Genomic DNA, 16257 nt, shown 5'->3' with positions numbered 1-16257 from the left:
GGCTAGGGTGGGATTCAGGTCCGCGGCAAATCCCGCATCAACAATCCAAAGCGCAAATCCACCGCATCCGGTATCGGCACGTACACCGTATGCCCGTCCCCCGGCGCCACTTCGATCGCTTGGCCGCGGACACTCTGCAATTCATGCAGATCAAAATGGAAATTGCCCTTGGGCGTCATCAGTTCCAGATGATCGCCCACGGCAAAACGATTCTTCACTTTCACCTCGGCCAGGCGATCCCGGCGCTCGCCGGTCAGCTCGCCAACGAACTGCTGTCGCTCCGACACCGAACTGCCGTGCTGATAGTTCTGATATTCGTCGTGCACATGGCGGCGCAGAAAACCTTCGGTGTAGCCGCGCTGGGCCAGCGACTCGAGATCCAGCATCAGGCCGCGATCAAACGCGCGCCCGGCCACGGCATCATCGATCGCCCGGCGATACACCTGAGTGGTGCGTGCGCAGTAGAAATGCGATTTGGTCCGGCCTTCGATCTTCAATGAATGCACGCCCATGCGTGTCAGCCGCTCGACATGCTGCACCGCGCGCAGATCCTTGGCGTTCATGATGTAGGTGCCGTGTTCGTCTTCGAACGCCGGCATCAATTCGTCGGGGCGATTGGCTTCCTGCACCAGAAAGACCTGATCGGTCGGTGCGCCGAGGCCCAGCGTCGGCTCGGGTTGAAAGGTCTGGACGATCTCACCGAGCTGGTTTTCCGTGGCTTCCTGCGCCGTGTACTTCCAGCGGCAGGCGTTGGTGCAGGTGCCCTGATTGGCATCGCGTTTGTTCATGTAACCGGAAAGCAGGCAGCGCCCGGAATAGGCCATGCACAGCGCGCCATGCACGAACACTTCCAGCTCCATGTCCGGCACCTGCTCGCGGATTTCGCCGATCTCCTCCAGCGACAATTCGCGCGACAGAATGATCCGGCTCAGTCCCTGTTGCTGCCAGAACTCGACGCTCGCCCAATTCACCGTGTTGGCCTGCACCGAAAGATGAATCGGCATCAGCGGAAAATGCCGGCGCACCAGCATGATCAGGCCGGGGTCGGACATGATCAGCGCATCCGGGGCCATCTCGATCACTGGCGCCAGATCCTTGAGAAACGTCTTCAGCTTGGCGTTGTGCGGGGCGATGTTGACCACCACATAGAAGCGCTTGCCCTGCGCCTGCGCCTCACGGATGCCCAGCGCCAGGTTGGCGTGGTCGAATTCGTTGTTGCGCACCCGCAGGCTGTAGCGCGGCTGGCCGGCGTAGACCGCATCGGCGCCATAAGCGAAGGCGTAACGCATGTTTTTCAGGGTGCCGGCGGGGGCGAGAAGCTCGGGGGCGATGAGAGTCTGCATTTGGGTGTCGGTCGCAAAAGCCGCGCAGGGTAGGGCAGCTGTTGCGAGGGTTTATTGATCTGGATCTATGCTCCATGAATAAACATGGCACTCGCGCGCTCGGCGGCTGACTAAGTGGGGCGGGCGTGCGTGACGCCTGACTGACATGGACCGGATATGAACGAAAAGAGTCTGCAATTCAAATCCCTGACAGTGCTGCTGGTGCTGGTCACGGTGGCTTTTATCTGGATTCTGCTGCCGTTTTACGGCGCGGTGTTCTGGGCTGTCATCCTCGGCATTCTGTTTGCGCCGGTACAGCGCAGGTTGCAGCAGAAGTTCGGCTTGCAACGCAACGTGACGTCGCTGTGCACCTTGAGCCTGTGCCTGGTGATCGCGATTCTGCCGGTGATCATCGTCAGCATCCTGCTCGTGCAGGAAGGCGCGACGGTCTACAAGAACATTGAAAGCGGCGAGCTGGACATCGCTGCGTATCTGGCGCAGTTCAAGCACAGCCTGCCGCCGTACTTTCAGCACTTGCTCGACCGCTTCGGCATGGGCGAACTCGACAGCTTGCGCGAGAAGATCGTCAAAGCGGCGATGCAGGGCAGCCAGGCACTGGCGACTCAGGCGTTCAGCTTCGGCCAGGGCACATTCGAATTCGTGGTGAGCTTTTTCATCATGCTGTATCTGCTGTTTTTCTTTCTGCGTGACGGCCCTGAGCTGGCGCGCAAGATGCGCACTGCCGTGCCGCTGGAAGAAAACCACAAGCGCCGCCTGCAACTGAAGTTCAACCGCGTGGTGCGCGCCACGGTCAAAGGCAACGTGGTGGTGGCCGTGACCCAAGGCGCGCTGGGCGGGTTGATTTTCTGGTTTCTCGACATTCCCAGCGCGCTGCTCTGGGCGGTGCTGATGGCGTTTCTGTCGCTGTTGCCAGCGGTGGGCGCGGGGATTGTCTGGGCGCCGGTGGCGGTGTACTTCCTGCTCAGCGGCATGATCTGGCAGGGTGTGGTGCTGGGCTTGTTCGGGGTATTCGTGATCGGCCTGGTCGACAACGTGCTGCGCCCGATTCTGGTCGGCAAAGATACGAAAATGCCCGATTACCTGATTCTGGTTTCCACCCTCGGCGGCCTCGCGGTCTTCGGCCTCAACGGCTTTGTGATCGGGCCGCTGATCGCCGCATTGTTCCTGTCGAGCTGGGCGCTGTTCGTCGAGACCAAGCCCAAGGTGCAGCTGCCTTAGGCATGAAACGTGTTGCTGGCGACCTGTTGCGACAAGGCCTGCGCTGCTGGCAACGAGGTGAGCGGGCCGCTGATCGGCTCGCCATCGCGCACCAGATACCAGCAAGCGAGCAAACCGGATGCACGCAGCGAAGCGGGAACTGCGCTGCCGATCACCGACATGATTTGAACCTGTGCCATGGGAAAACCTCCATCAAACTGATGGGGCTACCTTAGGGATTTGCCGGCACGACGGACAATCAACGCTTTCGATAGTGGTCATTGATGCCAGTGAGGTCTGGCCTCATTCGACCACTTGATCGAGCATGTGCATGACTTCTCGTTCATTGAGCAGGCCCTTGTGCACGAGGTTTTCGGCGAGCAGGGACAGCAGCTTGGCGCAGCGATGGCCTTCCAGATGCTTGAGCTCGGTAAGTGCGCTGTACACCTTGCTCGAGGTGCACAGACCGACTATGCGGTGCGGGTTTTGTGTGGGCATACAGTCGTCCTTGTTGTTATCGATCTGTTGTTTACGGACGGATTCAGATTGCGGTTCCGTCATGACAAAGCGGTGACCGTTTGATGAAAAAAAGCACGACGGTCGATTCCATCATGCCGACTTTAGCTGCTCGCACTGTCCTCAAAGCGACCTTGACGCGATTTTTTCAGACCTTCGCCGACCAGCGGTCATAAAAAAGCCCCGCTCGAAAGCAGGGCTCTGTGTTGCGCTTACCAGCGTGGACCGCCGTAGTAGCCGTGTGGGCCGCCATAGTAACCGTGGGGCCGACCGTAATAACCACGAGGCGGGCCGTAATAGACGGGGGCCGGCTGCACGTAGACCGGTTGTTGTACATACACCGGCGCCGGCTGGTAATAGACCGGTGGCGGCGGTTGCTGCACGTAGACCGGTTGCGGCTGCACATAAACCGGTTGTTGTTGCACATACACCGGCCGATCCTGATTGATCAGTGCCGAGCCGATGATGGCCGAGCCGACGATCGCGCCAAACACTGCAGGGCCTTGCCAGCCATGGCCACCACCCGCTTCAGCCTGGCCGGTGACGGCAAGTGCGCCAATCAACAAAGCCATGATGGGAAGTTTACGAATCATGATAAGTCCTCGGTTCTTCGACCCGGCGCCGCGGCCTGAGTCAGGCCCACAGTTGTCGCGGGGATACAGCTAAGACAGCAAAATTGCGAAATTCAGCACAGCCGCTGGGTAAATTTTGTGTAAGGTCTGTAGCGGCTTCTTTACCCGGCTGCGCGGCGCTACAAACAAGCCCCAATGATGATTCAGAACCCGGTGGGCTGGCCAATCCCGTCCATCCGAAAGTGCGTTTGAAGGAGAAGTTTCATGCAGATGAACCCGAACAAAGACACCCAACTGTGCATGTCCCTGTCGGGGCGCCCGGGGAATTTCGGTCTGCGTTTTCACAACCATTTGTATGAACAGCTGGGCCTGAATTTCTACTACAAGGCGTTCAGCAGCCAGGACCTGACCGGCGCGGTCGGTGGCATCCGGGCACTGGGCATTCGTGGCTGCGGCGTGTCGATGCCGTTCAAGGAAGCCTGCATTGCGCTGGTCGATGAGCTGGATGCGTCGGCGGCGGCGATCCAGTCGATCAACACCATCGTCAACACTGGCGGCCACCTCAAGGCCTACAACACCGATTACATCGCCGTCGCGCAATTGCTGGAAAGCCACGCGGTGCCGAAGGATTCCACCTTCGCCCTGCGTGGCAGCGGCGGCATGGCCAAAGCGGTGGCCAGCGCCCTGCGCGATGGTGGCTACCAGAACGGTTTGATTGTCGCCCGTAACGAGCGGGCCGGACGCGCCCTGGCGGATTCGCTGGGTTATCGCTGGCAGGCCGAGCTGGGTGACGAGCGCCCGCAGATGCTGATCAATGTCACCCCGGTAGGCATGGACGGCGGGCCGGAGGCGGGGCAACTGGCGTTCGAGCCTGAAGTGATCAAAGCGGCTGAGACTGTATTCGACGTGGTGGCGATCCCTTCGGAAACGCCGCTGATCGTGCGGGCGCGGGCCGAGGGCAAGCGCGTGATCACCGGGCTTGAGGTGATTGCGATTCAGGCGCTGGAGCAATTTGTCCTGTACACCGGGGTGCGGCCGAATGAGGCGCAGTTTGCGGCGGCGGTGGATTTTGCGCGCAGCTGATTGATCTTTTAGTGGCTGGGCTGGCCTCTTCGCGAGCAGGCTCGCTCCCACAGGTTGAGCTGGAATGCGATTGAATGTGGGAGCGAGCCTGCTCGCGAAGGCGGCGCTGCGGTTCTGGATCACTATCTATAATCCTCGCCAGCACGCACAGACGTGCCACCACAAAAACCTTAACCGAGGCCGCCCATGCATCCGCCCATCCTCAACCTGAACGAGGTCGAACTCGAAGCCCTTCCCGAAGCCCTGGCCCCTGAAGGCGACACTGCCGGGCGTTATCAGCAGCGTATCGCGCGGATCGGTCAGCAACTGGGTGCGCAGAAACTCGGTTATCGCCTGTATGCGCTGCCAGCGGGCATGCGCGGCAGTCCATTCCACAGCCATCGGGTCAACGAGGAAATGTTCTACGTGGTGGCCGGGGAGGGCGAGGTGCGGTTGGGAGGCGAGCGTTTTCCGATCCGCGCCGGTGATGTGATCGCCTGCCCACCGGGCGGACCCGAGAAGGCACATCAGATCATCAATACCAGCGCGGGCGAACTGCGTTATCTGGCGGTGAGCACTCAGCAGCAGCCGGAGATCTGCGAGTATCCGGATTCGAACAAGTATGCGGTGATGGATAATTTCATGGTGGATGCCGAGGGCAATGCCTCGGGCTTTGTCGCTGTCGCGCGGCAGGTGGATGGGGTGGATTATTGGGATGGGGAATAGAGCGCGCAGCTGAATATCGCGCAGACCCTGTGGGAGCGAGCCTGCTCGCGAAGGCGGCGGGTCATCCGAGATCGTGGTGACTGACACTACGCTTTCGCGAGCAGGCTCGCTCCCACAATGGCTTTGCGGTGGTTATTCGAGGCGGGCCAGGCGTTCTTCCAGCGCCGCGATGCGGGCCTCGAGTTCTTCGATACGCTCCAGGGAAACGCCACCGCTCGAGCGCTCCCCAGGATTCTGCCGCGCCGCCAGGATCGCTTCGATATCTGCCGGATCGCCCAAGGCATGGGTATAACGATCCTCGCGCTGCCCGGCCTGACGCGGAATCAATACCGCCAGACCGCGTGCGATCAGCCGTTCAAGCTGATGAACCACCTGCTCGGCGTCCTCGAACTCGTGCATGCGTCCGCTGCGGGTCAGCAGTTCGTTGACGGTCTGCGGACCGCGCAGAAACATCAGACCCGTCAGAATCACCTGTGCCGGCACCAGTTCCAGCGCCTTGTCGACCTTGTGCTCCCAGCGGTCGGCACGGCTGCCCATCACCAGCCGGGTAAAACCACGCCCCTCCAGCGCCCGCAAGCTCTGGCCGACCTGGCCTTGATTGAGGTTCATCACCGGTTCGCGGCTGGTTTTCTGATTGCAGGCCAGCACCAGCGCGTTGAGGGTCAGCGGATAGGTTTCCGGGCTGGTGGCCTGTTTTTCGATCAGCGCACCGAGAATGCGGATTTCCGTGGCATTGAGCCGTGGCTGGTCGGAGGTGGATTCTTGTTCGTTGCTCATCGCGCGTTCCCTCTGCAGTCGAAGCCGCCTAGCCTAATCCTTGCCAAACAAAAGGCAAGCCGTGTGCTCATCAAGCATGGCTATAATCGCCACCACGTATTACCCAGCCATCACATGAGATTGCCATGACCATTTCACTGTACGCCGCATCCGTCCCGGTTTTTCAACAAATGCTCAACGCCCTGAGCGATGTGCTGAAAAAGGCCGAAGCCCACGCCAGCGCGAAAAACATCGACCAAAGCGTCTTCCTGCAAGCGCGTCTGTACCCGGACATGTTCCCGCTGGTGCGTCAGGTGCAGATCGCCGTGGATTTCGCCAAAGGCGTGTCGGCGCGTCTGGCTGAAGTCGAACTGCCGAAGTACGACGACACTGAAACCACCTTTGCCGAACTGCAAGCGCTGATCACCAAGGTTCTGGCTTTCATTGGCGAGATCAAGCCAGAGCAGATCGATGGCAAGGAAGGCATCGAAATCGTCACCCGTCCGGGCACGCCGAAAGAGAAGCGCTTCAGTGGTCAGGCGTATCTGCTGACTTATGGCTTGCCGCAGTTCTTCTTCCACGTCACCACCACCTATGCGTTGCTGCGTCATAACGGCGTGGAAGTGGGCAAGCGCGATTACATGGGCGCGTTCTAAACCCCCGGATACGAAAAAGCCCGCCAAGGTTCGCGCCTTGGCGGGCTTTTGTTTTTCTGTGGGAGCGAGCCTGCTCGCGAATGCGGCGTATCAGGCGCTATTAATGCTGAATGTCTCGCCCCTTTCGCGAGCAGGCTCGCTCCCACAAGGTAAGGCGGTTACGCCGTACGCTGAGCCTTCTCTTCCTCGCCCAGGCAAGCCGCCGCTGTAAACAGCACGTCAGTCGACGAGTTCAGCGCGGTCTCCGCCGAATCCTGCAGCACGCCAATAATGAAGCCCACCGCCACGACCTGCATGGCGATCTCGCTCGGGATGCCGAACAGGCTGCACGCCAGCGGAATCAGCAGCAGCGACCCACCAGCCACACCCGAAGCACCACAGGCGCAAATGGCTGCGACGACGCTGAGCAGGATTGCGGTCGGAATGTCCACAGCGATGCCCAAGGTGTGCACCGCCGCCAGGGTCAGCACGGTAATGGTGATCGCCGCACCGGCCATGTTGATGGTCGCGCCGAGCGGGATCGATACCGAGTAGGTGTCTTCGTGCAGGCCCAGGCGCTTGCTCAATTCCAGGTTGACCGGAATGTTCGCCGCCGAGCTGCGGGTGAAGAACGCGGTGATGCCGCTTTCGCGCAGGCACATCAGGGTCAACGGGTACGGATTGCGGCGCAGCTTCCAGAACACGATCAGCGGGTTCATCACCAGCGCGACGAACAGCATGCAGCCCAGCAGCACCGCCAGCAGGTGCGCGTAGCCGAGCAGCGCGCCGAAACCGGAGGTGGCCAATGTCGACGCGACCAGGCCGAAGATGCCCAGCGGCGCGAAGCGAATGACCACACGGACGATCACGGTGACGCCGTTGGACAAGTCACCGAGCACTTCGCGAGTGGTGTCGCCAGCGTGGCGGATGGCAATGCCCATGCCGATCGCCCAGGCCAGAATGCCGATGAAGTTGGCATTCATCAGCGCGCTGACCGGGTTGTCGACGACGCTCAGCAACAGGCTTTGCAGGACTTCGCCGATGCCGCCGGGCGCAGTCACGGCAACGTTCTCGGTCGATAACACCAGATTCGACGGGAACGCCATGCTGGCGACCACGGCCACCACCGCAGCGCTGAATGTACCCAGCAGGTAGAGGAACAGGATCGGGCGGATGTGGGTTTCCTGACCGTGCTTGTGGTTGGCGATCGAGGCCATCACCAGCACGAACACCAGAATCGGCGCCACGGCTTTCAACGCCGAGACAAACACCTTGCCGATGAACGCGGTGGACTTCGCCAGCTCCGGTGCAATCAGGGCCAGGGCAATGCCGGCGATCAGACCAATGACTATCTGGGTCACCAGACTCAGGCGTTTCAGGCGTTGCAGTAACGAAGGGGATGAAGCGGTCATAGCGGCATCTCTGTTTTTTATAGGGTGCGAAGCGTCGTGGGCAGTCACGAAACGCCTGTCGAAGTGACATCAACGCCGCCAAACGGCACGTTGAACAGCTGTACGATTTTCAGGGCGCGGACTTTATCACAGCGTAGGCGTGAACCTTCAGACCTGTGACGATCTGCCACCGGATCGGCCCGGCAGATCGGCAGTTTTGGGCAACTCAGTGCGGACGCAGTCTGTTAAGCTTCGCCATCCTCATTTTCAAGTTCTGCCAGCGGGCCTCCGGGTCATCGCTGGTGTCGTCGTTTTGCTGGAGTTGCGCATGCTGTTGCCTATTCTTCTGTTGTCCGCCGCCGGGTTCACGGTGCTGACCACGGAATTCGTCATTGTCGGCCTGTTGCCGGCGATTGCCCGAGACCTCGAAGTCAGCATCCCGCAAGCCGGGCTGCTGGTGACCTTGTTCGCCTTTACCGTGGCGCTGTTCGGCCCGTTCCTGACCGCGTATTTCGCCCGTTTCGAACGGCGCAAACTGTTCATCAGCATTCTGATCATGTTCGGTCTGGCCAATACCGTTGCAGCGTTGGCGCCGAATATCTGGGTGATGGCCATCGCACGGTTGATTCCGGCGTTGGGTTTGCCAGTGTTCTGGGCATTGGCCAGTGAAACCGCCGTCGACATCGTCGGCCCGGATTTCGCCGGCCGCGCCATCGCCAAGATCGGCTTCGGCATCGTCTGCGCCACTGTGTTCGGCATTCCGGTCGGCACGCTGATTTCCGACGCGTTCGGCTGGCGCAGCGCCTTCGGCATACTGGCGTTGATCGCGTTTGCCAAAGCCTTGCTGCTGTTTGTCTACCTGCCGAAAACCAGTCTGCACCAGCATCAGGTCAGCTTCCGTTCGCAGTTCAAGATCCTGCGCAGCCCGCTGATGCTCGGCCATATCTTGTTGTCGATTCTGGTGTTCAGCGGCATGTTCACCGCTTACACCTACCTTGCTGACATCCTCGAACGACTTGCCGGTTTCAACGGCACCGTGGTCGGTTGGTGCCTGATGGCGTTTGGCGCAGTCGGGCTGATCGGCAACTCGCTCGGTGGGCGAGCGGTGGATCGGCATCCGCTGGGGGCGTCGGTGTTGTTCTGTGCGTTCATGATCGCCGGCATGGTTTCGCTGGTGCCGAACATTCATTCGCCAGTGGGTCTGGCGGTGGCGATGGGCATCTGGGGCGTGACTCAGGCGGCGCTGTTCCTGGTCAGCCATGTGCGCCTGATGAAAGCCGCGCCGGAAGCGCCGGCCTTCGCCGCGTCGCTGAACATCGCCGGGGCCAATCTCGGCATCGGCCTGGGCGCGATGGTCGGCGGCCGGGTGATCGACAGCGCCGGTCTTGGCTTTCTCGGCTTTGCCGCTGCCGGCTTCATTTTGCTTTCGGTGTTCCTCGCCATGGTGCTGATGACGCTCAAACCACGGGAAGTCTGCGCTTCATAACCCGGTAAACAGCTCGCGTCGGGCACCCTCGGTAATCGCTACGATGCCAGGGTGCTTGACCTTGCGCTCCACCGAAATGGCATAGAACGACTCGCTCACCGCGTCGGTCTGGCCGATCAACTCGACGCCGTACTGGCGCTTCACTTCCTCGGCAATCACGCTCGGGCCGATAAAGATCCCGCTGCCGGATTGGCCGAAGGCCTGCATCAAAGCACTGTCATCGAACTCGCCGACAATCTGCGGCTGGATCTGCTGTTCGGCGAACCAGCGCTGCAAACGGCTGCGCACCACGGTTTCCGCGCCGGGAATCAGCAGCGGTGCGCCGTGCAGGCTGCGCGGGAAATCCTGGCCATACTGCGCGGCGAGTTCGGCGGTGGCGAAAAAACTGATCCCGCATTCACCGAGCTTCTGGCTGTAGCCTTTGATGTCCAGATGCGAAGGCATCGGGCTGTCGGAAATAACCAGATCCAGACGCTGAATGGCCAGATCGGCGAGCAGGCGCTCGAGTTTGTCCTCGCGGCAGGTGATGCGCAGCGGCTCGCTCAATTCCATGGTCGGCGCGATCAGGCGATAAACAATGGATTTGGGCACCACGTCGGCCACGCCGACGCGAAAGAGGATCTGCTGCTCGTTGGGCTGCGCACGCAGCATCAGCTCCAGCTCGCCGCCCAACTGAAACATCTGCTCAGCGTAGGGCAGGGCCTGGCGCCCGGCTTCGGTGAGCTCCAACTGGCGGCCAACCCGGCGAAACAATTCCACGCCATAGGTTTGTTCAAGCAGTGAGATCTGTCCGCTGATGGTCTGTGGCGTCAGGTTCAGCTGCTCGCAGGCGCGGACGATGCTGCCGGTTTTGGCTACAACCCAGAAGTAATGCAGTTGTCGGTAATTGAGCATATCGGTCGCCACTTCGTGAAAACCGAAGTATAGCCGCTAAAAATACGAATTTTCCTGAAGTGTTCATCTCCCTAGAATGCCCAGCCATCGACGGCCGGTGTGTGCGCCTGTCTATTCATTCGAAGGAAACCTTATGAAATACACATTTCCCGCAGTGATGTTTGCGTCTTTACTGGTTCTGGCCGGTTGTGATCAGGCGGAAAAAAGCGCCCAGCAACTGATGGGCGCGGCGGCTGAAACTGCCAAGCAAGCGATTGACGACACCCATAAAGCCGCTGAGCAAGCGCTCAGTGATGCCACCGGTGGTTTGATCGAGAAAAAAGAAACACCGGAAAAACAAGCGGAAGAATCCGAATCTTCCTCCAAGACCATCTAAACCGTCTTACACAGAGTCAGGACTGACCCATGGAATATCTGTTAGAACTCGCCGCCAGCCCCACCGCTTGGGTTGCTTTGGCCACACTGGTGGTAATGGAAATCGTGCTTGGCATCGATAACCTGATCTTTATTTCGATCCTGACCAACAAGCTGCCCGAACAGCATCGGCAGAAGGCGCGCCGTATCGGTATCGGCATGGCCCTGATTCTGCGTCTGGCGTTGTTGAGCACCATTGCGTTCATCGTGCAGTTGACCGAGCCTGTGATTGAAATTCTTGGCCAGGCGTTCTCCTGGAAGGATATGATCCTGATCGCCGGTGGCCTGTTCCTGGTGTGGAAAGCCACGACCGAGATCCATCACAGCATGGACCCGTCGCCGGAAGACCCGAAGACCGCGACTTCCACCGTAACCCTGGGTTTTGCCGCAGCTATCGGTCAGATCCTGATGCTCGACATGGTGTTCTCGATCGACAGCATCATTACCGCTGTCGGCATGACCGAACACTTGCCGATCATGATCATCGCGGTGGTGGTGTCGGTGCTGGTGATGCTGCTCGCGGCTGATCCGCTGGCCAAGTTCATCAACGATAACCCGACGGTGGTCATGCTGGCGCTGGGCTTCCTGATCATGATCGGCATGACGCTGATCGCCGAAGGCTTCGGCGCCCACGTACCGAAAGGCTATGTGTACGCGGCCATGGCGTTCTCGGCGGGCATTGAGGTGTTGAACATGCTGTCGCGCCGGGCGAAGCAGAAGAAGGTTGCTCAGCAGGCGTAATTGCTGAGAACACAAAAAACCGCCTGGGCTGGTTGAGCTCAGGCGGTTTTTTTATTCACCTTTTGCTGAGTTGTCGAGAGCTTGGTGCTGCTGAGCGCTCGCATGAGGGGAAGACCTTGTTGGTCTTCAATGCGCAGCAATGTGCCGCACTGGGTGCTTCTCTGTCTTCTCAACCGGCATCGTCTGCACCGGATGATGATGGCGTCGCGAAATCCGCAGCACGCCCCACAACATGGCAGTCGCCACGGCCAGCCAGCCGGCTATCAACATCACGATGGTCATGGTCAGGCTCATTGGTGCCTCCTCTTCGCCCTGCATCGGGCGCCCGCTTTTCGCAATTCGCTCTATTTCAGTGACAGTCTAGTCAATGGGGTGTTTCAAGCTATTGACCAAAGGTCGTTAGTCACCAATCAGTTTGCTCTATGCAATCGCAGAGTCTGCGGTTTAAGGCTATACCGCAGGCGGGTGCGGCTCTATGATCGCTGGCGTTGCCGGAACACGATGACCGGCGTCTGGAAGAGAGTGATTGATGGTGCAGGTATTTTCTCGAGTGCGCGGAGCGTTGCTTGCCGGCGTTTGCGCGGTGGTGCTGAGCGGATGCGCGGGCAACGTGGCCCCGGAAGTCAAGCGCTTGCCGGAGCGGGTTGAGCTCAGTGGCACCTTCTATCGTGGCGAAGCCAACCAGAGTGGGCCGCAGGTACTCGCCAGTCTGCTGTCGCAACAAGGCATCGTCATCACCCCAGGCCTTCTGGAAAAACCGCTGCACTTGCCGGGCGCTGAGGACAAGCTGCAGCAGAACATGCAGAACCTCGCCCGCGAGTACGGTCTGGTGGTTTATCCGCTCGACAGCAAGCTGCCGGCCTTGCTGACCCAGGTCGCAGCGGGCTACCCGGTCATGGTGCGTTTCAGTGAAGGTTCGGCATTCTGGGCCGAGCCGCGTTACGCGATCCTGTCCGGCTACGATCGCAATAAACAGAAGGTCCTGCTGCGCGCCGGCATGAACCGTCGGCAGTTGATGGATTTCGCCAGCTTTCAAGCAGCGCTCGAAAAGGCCGGTGGCTGGGCGATCCTGATTCAGAAACCGTCGCAGATCCCGGCAGCCGTCGACCGCTCCCGTTGGCTGAAAGCCGCCGATGAACTGGCCCAGGCCGGTGAAGAAAACGCTGCGGCGCAGGCGCGAAAGGCTCTGGCAGCGCAATAAACCTCCGTTCGTCATCTGCCGGGCACGACTGCGCCCGGCCAGCCTCTGAAGATTAATGCCCGTGCTTCGCGGGTGAATCAAGGAGGCAACATGGCAGATTCCCCAAACCCGAAAGGCCCGCACTCGTCCGAACATTCCTCGGGTGATGATCTGGGATTCGATCCGGATTCGCCGGACCTTGACGATCCGCAAGTCGATCCGGTCGGTCCGGCTAAAGCGCCGCTGGATGTCGAGCCCGGTGAAGATCCGAAGAAACCGGCCAAGCCCTATGATCCGTTAGCCGATCTGAAACCTTGATGTGAGGTGCGTATGAGTACCGATTCAAGCTTCGATGACCACAAACCTGACAGCGTGCCGACCACGCCGGAGCCTGAGGTTGATCCGGTGCTGGACCCGGACAGCCCGATGCGTGACCCGCTGGCCCGGCCCAATGTGCTGACGCCGGAGGTTTCGCCAGAGCCGAGCTCGGGCGATGGCATCCCCGATGACGACAAGATGCCGCTGCCCAACGACTGATGCGCAGACGAAAAAAAGCCCCGAAGATTCGGGGCTTTTTCATGAACGCTGGATTTACTTGGCCGCCTCAACCACGCCGCTCTGACGGCTCTTGAGGTTCTTGTCGGCTTTGTATTGCTGTGCCACCGCAGGAACACTGGCGCTGCGCCCGGTTTCCACCCAGCTGCGGATGCGGCTGGCATCGGCAAAATGCGTGTATTTGCCAAACGCATCGAGAATCACCAGGGCGACCGGACGGTTGCCCATCTTCGTCACCAGCACCAGGCAATGGCCGGCCGGGTTGGTGAAGCCGGTCTTGGTGATCTTGATGTCCCAATCGGCCTTATTGACCAAGTGGTCGGTATTGCGGAAGCCCAGGGTGTAGTTGGGCTTGCGGAACGCCACGGTTTTTTCCTTGGTGGTGGTCAGTTGCACCAGAAGCGGTTGCTTGTGCGCAGCCACCAGCAGTTTGCTCAGGTCGCGGGCGGTGGAAACGTTGCGCTCCGACAAGCCGGTCGGCTCGACAAAGTGCGTGCTGGTCATGCCCAGCGCCTTGGCCTTGGCGTTCATTGCCGCGATAAAAGCAGCGTAGCCGCCCGGATAGTGATGGGCGAGGCTGGCGGCAGCGCGGTTTTCCGAGGACATCAAGGCGATCAGCAGCATCTCGCGGCGCGGCAGCTCACTCTTGAGTTTGACCCGGGAGAACACGCCCTTCATTTCCGGAGTGTTCCTGATGTCGACATCGATCCATTCGTCCATGTTCTGTCGAGCTTCTACCACGACCAGGCCCGTCATCAACTTGCTGACGGAAGCGATCGGCACGATCACGTCAGGGTTGCTGGAATAGATGACTTTATTGGTCTGCATATCCATAAGCAGGGCGCTGCCGGACGCGATCTTCAAAGTCGAAGCGTCACGTGGGACAGCGGTGGTTTCCGCAGCGTTGATCGTTGGCGTGATGAATGTGCCTGTAACAGCAAACAACAGGCTCAGAATCGAGAGACGAATTTTCACGCGGGCGAACTCTAAAAGGTTGGATATACCGTTAGTTTGTAACGGGTTATTTCTTAAAACCGGCGCATTTTAGGAGTATGGCTGAAGAACTGTCGATGGTTGTTTGTAAGACCTGAAAATCTCGTGAAAAGGCCTGTTAAAAGAGCGGTTTCCGGCGAACGGTTGAAGTTTTTTCTCAGGCATTAAAAACCCCGCACGAGTCGGGGTTCTGATGCGGCGGAAAAAACCGGTCAGACGTGCAGGGTTTCTGCCGCGTAGAGGGTGTTTTCCAGCAGGCAGGCGCGGGTCATCGGGCCGACGCCGCCCGGTACCGGAGTGATCCAGCCAGCGCGGGGCAGGGCGGTTTCGTAGACGACGTCACCGACCAGTTTGCCGTCTTCCTGACGGTTGATGCCGACGTCGATCACGATCGCGCCTTCCTTGATCCACTCGCCCTTGACCAGGCCCGGTTTGCCGGCGGCGACGACCACCAGATCAGCACGGCCGACGTGACCGGCCAGATCCTTGGTGAAGCGGTGAGTCACGGTGACGGTGCAGCCGGCCAGCAGCAGCTCCATAGCCATCGGGCGACCGACGATATTCGAGGCGCCCACGACTACCGCATCCATCCCGTAAAGATCAGCGCCAGTGCTTTCCAGCAAGGTCATGATGCCTTTCGGGGTGCAGGGGCGCAGCAGCGGGATGCGCTGGGCCAGGCGGCCGACGTTGTACGGATGGAAACCGTCGACGTCTTTATCCGGGCGAATGCGTTCCAGCAGCTTGGACGCGTCGAGGTGTTCGGGCAGAGGCAACTGCAGGAGCACGCCGTCGATGGCCGGATCGTCATTAAGGCGATCGATCAGATCGGTCAGGGCTTCCTGAGTGGTGTCGGAGGGCAGGTCGTAGGCTTGAGAGAGGAAGCCAACCTCTTCACAGTCTTTACGCTTGTGCGAGACATAAACCTGAGAGGCAGGATCGCTGCCGACCAGGATCACCGCGAGGCCGGGGGTGCGCAGGCCTTGCTGGCGACGCTCGGCAACTCGTTGGGCGATCTGCTGGCGCAGGCTGGCGGCGATCGATTTGCCGTCGATTAGTTGTGCAGTCATTGCGCGTGATTAACCATCGAGAGGGGAAAAAATGAGAACGCATTCTCGCATGTCGAGCGGTGAGGGCAAAGGCGCTTGGTCAGCAAATTCCTCTAACTCCTTTAATTAAATGAATTTTTTTCAAAAAGGATTTGACGACCTTTGGAGCCCTCTATACTATTCGTCGCACTTGTCGGGCACAGCCTAGCACTGGTTAAGAAGGTGGAGCGGAATCAAGGTTCTGCGACGCTGGAAAGCACTTAGTTTGTAGTCCTTTAAGAGTACAGATTAACAAGGCGCCCGTAGCTCAGCTGGATAGAGCATCCGCCTTCTAAGCGGATGGTCGCAGGTTCGAGTCCTGCCGGGTGCGCCATTAGGCAGCTTTGGCACAAGTAACGCGATATGGTGGGCGTAGCTCAGTTGGTAGAGCACGGGATTGTGACTCCCGTTGTCGTGGGTTCGATCCCCATCGTCCACCCCATATTTCGAAAGGCGCCAGATTTAACGGTCTGGCGCCTTTGCTTTAAAAGCTTCATCCGCGGATGTGGTGGAATTGGTAGACACACTGGATTTAGGTTCCAGCGCCGCGAGGCGTAAGAGTTCGAGTCTCTTCATCCGCACCAAATAAAGCTTCATCTGTGCCTCGGGCCTGATGCAGTTTCGACAAAGAAGTTGTTTGGCTTTTTTGTTACGCAATATGGTGGGCGTAGCTCAGTTGGTAGAGCACGGGATTGTGACTCCCGTTGTCGT

20 protein-coding genes and 3 tRNA genes are annotated in these 16257 nt (G+C 59.5%); 13 read left to right on the top strand and 10 right to left on the bottom strand.

The genetic code is table 11. The annotated features are described in order from the left end of the window. Positions 1-14: 14 nt before the first annotated feature. Positions 15-1343 (bottom strand): tRNA 5-hydroxyuridine modification protein YegQ, encoded by a 1329-nt coding sequence (gene yegQ / locus D8U82_RS03805; protein ID WP_130901672.1) that lies wholly within the window; start codon positions 1341-1343, stop codon positions 15-17. Between the two features lie 156 nt (positions 1344-1499). Here yegQ and D8U82_RS03800 point away from each other — a divergent pair, with 156 nt between their 5' ends. After that, entirely contained in the window at positions 1500-2561 is a 1062-nt protein-coding gene (locus tag D8U82_RS03800) for an AI-2E family transporter (protein WP_024013473.1), read from the top strand. Here D8U82_RS03800 and D8U82_RS03795 read toward each other — a convergent pair. The 3 genes from D8U82_RS03795 to D8U82_RS03785 all read right to left on the bottom strand — a co-directional run bounded on the left by D8U82_RS03795 (position 2558) and on the right by D8U82_RS03785 (position 3649). Continuing rightward, positions 2558-2740 (bottom strand): hypothetical protein, encoded by a 183-nt coding sequence (locus tag D8U82_RS03795; RefSeq protein ID WP_016770690.1) that lies wholly within the window; start codon positions 2738-2740, stop codon positions 2558-2560. The genes D8U82_RS03800 and D8U82_RS03795 overlap by 4 nt on opposite strands. Positions 2741-2843: 103 nt before the next feature. Continuing rightward, a complete protein-coding gene (locus D8U82_RS03790; protein ID WP_016770691.1) occupies positions 2844-3038 on the bottom strand; it encodes a hypothetical protein in 195 nt (64 codons plus the stop codon). Positions 3039-3268: 230 nt separating this feature from the next. Next, positions 3269-3649 (bottom strand): hypothetical protein, encoded by a 381-nt coding sequence (locus D8U82_RS03785; protein ID WP_024013471.1) that lies wholly within the window; start codon positions 3647-3649, stop codon positions 3269-3271. A gap of 243 nt (positions 3650-3892) precedes the next feature. Between D8U82_RS03785 and D8U82_RS03780 the strand changes: the two genes are divergently transcribed. Both D8U82_RS03780 and D8U82_RS03775 read left to right on the top strand, forming a co-directional pair. Beyond that, positions 3893-4711 (top strand): shikimate 5-dehydrogenase, encoded by an 819-nt coding sequence (locus D8U82_RS03780; protein ID WP_071172956.1) that lies wholly within the window; start codon positions 3893-3895, stop codon positions 4709-4711. Positions 4712-4897: 186 nt separating this feature from the next. Further along, complete coding sequence (locus D8U82_RS03775) at positions 4898-5416, top strand: cupin domain-containing protein (RefSeq protein ID WP_130901671.1); 519 nt, start codon at positions 4898-4900, stop codon at positions 5414-5416. 132 nt (positions 5417-5548) lie between these two features. Here D8U82_RS03775 and D8U82_RS03770 read toward each other — a convergent pair whose 3' ends face one another. Next, a complete protein-coding gene (locus D8U82_RS03770) occupies positions 5549-6193 on the bottom strand; it encodes a DUF480 domain-containing protein (protein ID WP_122508129.1) in 645 nt (214 codons plus the stop codon). Positions 6194-6318: 125 nt separating this feature from the next. On the opposite strand from D8U82_RS03770, the gene D8U82_RS03765 reads away from it, so the two are divergent. Beyond that, positions 6319-6828, top strand: a complete 510-nt coding sequence (locus D8U82_RS03765) for a DUF1993 domain-containing protein (RefSeq protein WP_041477165.1) — start codon at positions 6319-6321, stop codon at positions 6826-6828. Positions 6829-6986: 158 nt separating this feature from the next. Here the strand turns inward: D8U82_RS03765 and sstT are convergent, their stop codons facing one another. Further along, positions 6987-8219 carry a serine/threonine transporter SstT gene (sstT, locus tag D8U82_RS03760; RefSeq protein WP_110600731.1) on the bottom strand — a complete coding sequence of 411 codons (1233 nt, stop codon included), beginning with the start codon at positions 8217-8219 and terminating at the stop codon, positions 6987-6989. Positions 8220-8526: 307 nt separating this feature from the next. On the opposite strand from sstT, the gene D8U82_RS03755 reads away from it, so the two are divergent. Continuing rightward, positions 8527-9684: an MFS transporter gene (locus D8U82_RS03755; protein WP_024013467.1), complete on the top strand. Its 1158-nt coding sequence runs from the start codon at positions 8527-8529 to the stop codon at positions 9682-9684. On the opposite strand, the gene nhaR is transcribed toward D8U82_RS03755, so the two are convergent. Continuing rightward, on the bottom strand, positions 9679-10578 hold the full coding sequence (gene nhaR, locus D8U82_RS03750) for a transcriptional activator NhaR (RefSeq protein ID WP_016775345.1): 900 nt from the start codon (positions 10576-10578) through the stop codon (positions 9679-9681). The genes D8U82_RS03755 and nhaR overlap by 6 nt on opposite strands. 133 nt (positions 10579-10711) lie before the next feature. Between nhaR and D8U82_RS03745 the strand changes: the two genes are divergently transcribed. Next, positions 10712-10954: a hypothetical protein gene (locus D8U82_RS03745; protein WP_024013465.1), complete on the top strand. Its 243-nt coding sequence runs from the start codon at positions 10712-10714 to the stop codon at positions 10952-10954. Positions 10955-10983: 29 nt separating this feature from the next. Beyond that, on the top strand, positions 10984-11733 hold the full coding sequence (locus D8U82_RS03740) for a TerC family protein (RefSeq protein ID WP_016775343.1): 750 nt from the start codon (positions 10984-10986) through the stop codon (positions 11731-11733). Between the two features lie 126 nt (positions 11734-11859). On the opposite strand, the gene D8U82_RS28025 is transcribed toward D8U82_RS03740, so the two are convergent. Beyond that, positions 11860-12027: a hypothetical protein gene (locus D8U82_RS28025; RefSeq protein WP_024013464.1), complete on the bottom strand. Its 168-nt coding sequence runs from the start codon at positions 12025-12027 to the stop codon at positions 11860-11862. Positions 12028-12262: 235 nt separating this feature from the next. Here D8U82_RS28025 and D8U82_RS03735 point away from each other — a divergent pair, with 235 nt between their 5' ends. The 3 genes from D8U82_RS03735 (at position 12263) to D8U82_RS03725 (ending at position 13450) form a co-directional block, all read left to right on the top strand. Beyond that, the gene (locus tag D8U82_RS03735; protein ID WP_024013463.1) at positions 12263-12934 is read left to right on the top strand and encodes a peptidase C39 family protein; all 672 of its coding nucleotides are present in this window, start codon (positions 12263-12265) and stop codon (positions 12932-12934) included. A 90-nt stretch (positions 12935-13024) separates the two neighbouring features. Continuing rightward, positions 13025-13231 (top strand): DUF6021 family protein, encoded by a 207-nt coding sequence (locus D8U82_RS03730; RefSeq protein ID WP_024013462.1) that lies wholly within the window; start codon positions 13025-13027, stop codon positions 13229-13231. 12 nt (positions 13232-13243) lie between these two features. Beyond that, a complete protein-coding gene (locus tag D8U82_RS03725; protein ID WP_016775340.1) occupies positions 13244-13450 on the top strand; it encodes a hypothetical protein in 207 nt (68 codons plus the stop codon). A gap of 54 nt (positions 13451-13504) precedes the next feature. On the opposite strand, the gene pbpG is transcribed toward D8U82_RS03725, so the two are convergent. Both pbpG and folD read right to left on the bottom strand, forming a co-directional pair. Then, positions 13505-14443: a D-alanyl-D-alanine endopeptidase gene (gene pbpG, locus D8U82_RS03720; RefSeq protein ID WP_016775339.1), complete on the bottom strand. Its 939-nt coding sequence runs from the start codon at positions 14441-14443 to the stop codon at positions 13505-13507. 230 nt (positions 14444-14673) lie between these two features. Next, the gene (folD, locus tag D8U82_RS03715; protein WP_110600737.1) at positions 14674-15528 is read right to left on the bottom strand and encodes a bifunctional methylenetetrahydrofolate dehydrogenase/methenyltetrahydrofolate cyclohydrolase FolD; all 855 of its coding nucleotides are present in this window, start codon (positions 15526-15528) and stop codon (positions 14674-14676) included. A 275-nt stretch (positions 15529-15803) separates the two neighbouring features. Between folD and D8U82_RS03710 the strand changes: the two genes are divergently transcribed. The 3 genes from D8U82_RS03710 to D8U82_RS03700 all read left to right on the top strand — a co-directional run bounded on the left by D8U82_RS03710 (position 15804) and on the right by D8U82_RS03700 (position 16130). Beyond that, positions 15804-15880: transfer RNA gene (locus tag D8U82_RS03710), tRNA-Arg, on the top strand. 32 nt (positions 15881-15912) lie between these two features. Then, positions 15913-15988 (top strand) — tRNA-His (locus D8U82_RS03705). A gap of 57 nt (positions 15989-16045) precedes the next feature. Further along, positions 16046-16130: transfer RNA gene (locus D8U82_RS03700), tRNA-Leu, on the top strand. The last annotated feature ends 127 nt before the right edge of the window (positions 16131-16257 follow it).

It is taken from the genome of Pseudomonas sp. Sample_23 (assembly GCF_004307595.1).
GTDB lineage: Bacteria > Pseudomonadota > Gammaproteobacteria > Pseudomonadales > Pseudomonadaceae > Aquipseudomonas > Aquipseudomonas atacamensis.
This window is presented reverse-complemented; position numbering and strand designations above follow the sequence as displayed.

Coding starts and splice junctions, on each gene's coding strand:
- D8U82_RS03745 (WP_024013465.1), top strand. CDS start 10,712: ATGAAATACACATTTCCCGCAGTGATGTTTGCGTCTTTACTGGTTCTG.
- D8U82_RS03780 (WP_071172956.1), top strand. CDS start 3,893: ATGCAGATGAACCCGAACAAAGACACCCAACTGTGCATGTCCCTGTCG.
- D8U82_RS03800 (WP_024013473.1), top strand. CDS start 1,500: ATGAACGAAAAGAGTCTGCAATTCAAATCCCTGACAGTGCTGCTGGTG.
- D8U82_RS28025 (WP_024013464.1), bottom strand. CDS start 12,027: ATGAGCCTGACCATGACCATCGTGATGTTGATAGCCGGCTGGCTGGCC.
- yegQ (WP_130901672.1), bottom strand. CDS start 1,343: ATGCAGACTCTCATCGCCCCCGAGCTTCTCGCCCCCGCCGGCACCCTG.
- D8U82_RS03790 (WP_016770691.1), bottom strand. CDS start 3,038: ATGCCCACACAAAACCCGCACCGCATAGTCGGTCTGTGCACCTCGAGC.
- D8U82_RS03735 (WP_024013463.1), top strand. CDS start 12,263: ATGGTGCAGGTATTTTCTCGAGTGCGCGGAGCGTTGCTTGCCGGCGTT.
- D8U82_RS03725 (WP_016775340.1), top strand. CDS start 13,244: ATGAGTACCGATTCAAGCTTCGATGACCACAAACCTGACAGCGTGCCG.
- D8U82_RS03730 (WP_024013462.1), top strand. CDS start 13,025: ATGGCAGATTCCCCAAACCCGAAAGGCCCGCACTCGTCCGAACATTCC.
- nhaR (WP_016775345.1), bottom strand. CDS start 10,578: ATGCTCAATTACCGACAACTGCATTACTTCTGGGTTGTAGCCAAAACC.
- D8U82_RS03765 (WP_041477165.1), top strand. CDS start 6,319: ATGACCATTTCACTGTACGCCGCATCCGTCCCGGTTTTTCAACAAATG.
- D8U82_RS03795 (WP_016770690.1), bottom strand. CDS start 2,740: ATGGCACAGGTTCAAATCATGTCGGTGATCGGCAGCGCAGTTCCCGCT.
- D8U82_RS03740 (WP_016775343.1), top strand. CDS start 10,984: ATGGAATATCTGTTAGAACTCGCCGCCAGCCCCACCGCTTGGGTTGCT.
- D8U82_RS03775 (WP_130901671.1), top strand. CDS start 4,898: ATGCATCCGCCCATCCTCAACCTGAACGAGGTCGAACTCGAAGCCCTT.
- folD (WP_110600737.1), bottom strand. CDS start 15,528: ATGACTGCACAACTAATCGACGGCAAATCGATCGCCGCCAGCCTGCGC.
- D8U82_RS03785 (WP_024013471.1), bottom strand. CDS start 3,649: ATGATTCGTAAACTTCCCATCATGGCTTTGTTGATTGGCGCACTTGCC.
- D8U82_RS03755 (WP_024013467.1), top strand. CDS start 8,527: ATGCTGTTGCCTATTCTTCTGTTGTCCGCCGCCGGGTTCACGGTGCTG.
- D8U82_RS03770 (WP_122508129.1), bottom strand. CDS start 6,193: ATGAGCAACGAACAAGAATCCACCTCCGACCAGCCACGGCTCAATGCC.
- sstT (WP_110600731.1), bottom strand. CDS start 8,219: ATGACCGCTTCATCCCCTTCGTTACTGCAACGCCTGAAACGCCTGAGT.